This is a genomic window from Streptomyces sp. NPDC054841, from assembly GCF_053611045.1.
The window spans coordinates 1-1,176 of record NZ_JBSGZO010000923.1 but is presented as its reverse complement, the minus strand read 5'-3'; the positions used below and the strand labels follow the sequence as shown (position 1 = coordinate 1,176).

Below are 1,176 nucleotides of genomic sequence, written 5' to 3'. Positions count from 1 at the left end.
GCTGGAGCCGGCCTGCACCGGCGGCAGGTTGATTTCGGCGAAGCCGGCGCGCGGTCCGCAGGACAGCAGCCGGAGGTCGTTGCAGATCTTGGAGAGCTTGACGGCGATCCGCTTCAGCACGCCGGACAGCTGGACGAACGCACCGGCGTCCTGCGTGGCCTCGACGAGGTCGTCGGCGACCGTCAGGGGCAGTCCGGTGATGGCACCCAAATGCCGGGAGGCCAGCGCCGCGTATGCGGGGTGGGCGTTGAGTCCGGTGCCGATGGCCGTGCCGCCGAGGTTGATCTCACGGATCAGCTCACGTGCCTCGGTGAGGCGCTTGTGGTCCTCGCCGAGCATGATGGCGTACGTCGCGAACTCCTGCCCCAGAGTCATGGGCACCGCGTCCTGCAGCTGGGTACGGCCCATCTTCAGGACGTCAGCGAACTCCTCCGCCTTGGCCGCGAACTCGCAACGGAGCACCTCCATGGCGTCCAGCAGACGCTGGGCGGTGAAGTCGAGGGCGATCTTGACGGCGGTCGGGTAGACGTCGTTGGTGCTCTGCCCCGCGTTGACGTCCTCCAGCGGGTGCAGTTGCCCGTACTCGCCCTTGCGGTGGCCGAGGAGTTCCAGAGCGCGGTTGGCGACGACCTCGTTGGCGTTCATGTTCGTCGAGGTACCCGCGCCGCCCTGGATCACGTCGACCACGAACTCGCCGTGCAGCTTCCCGGCGCGTATCTCCTCACAGGCGGTCACGATCGCGTCCGCCTTGCGGCCGTCGAGCAGACCCAGCTCCCGGTTGGCGAGGGCCGCGGCCTGCTTGACGCAGGCGAGGGCGGTGACGAGGTCCGGGTAGGCCGAAATCGGGGTGCCGGTGATGGGGAAGTTCTCCACCGCCCGCAGCGTGTGGATGCCGTAGTAGGCGTCGGCCGGGACGTCCCGGTCGCCGAGCAGATCGTGCTCGGCGCGCAACTCGGTGTGGGCGTGGGCTTGGGCGTGGACGTGCGTGGCCATGAAGGTGCGGAACTCCTGTCGGGTGCTTGCACGGTGGGATGGGAGGGGCGGCTGGGAGCGGCTGAAAGGGGTCCGAGGCGTGTTACCGGGGCCCGGCGGAGCCTCTGGTGTACCGAGCGGGCAGTTGATGGGCGGTTCGTCCTCCGCGGCCGTCGCCCGGCGGCCGTTCCCCGGCGGCCGTCG

The 1,176-nt window shown here is 69.6% G+C and carries 1 protein-coding gene; it reads right to left on the bottom strand.

Going from position 1 to position 1,176, the window contains the following annotated elements; genetic code table 11:
* On the bottom strand, positions 1-993 hold a 993-nt coding region (locus tag ACWGI8_RS44460), incomplete at its 3' end, for an aspartate ammonia-lyase (RefSeq protein WP_453669345.1).
* Positions 994-1,176 lie beyond the last annotated feature (183 nt).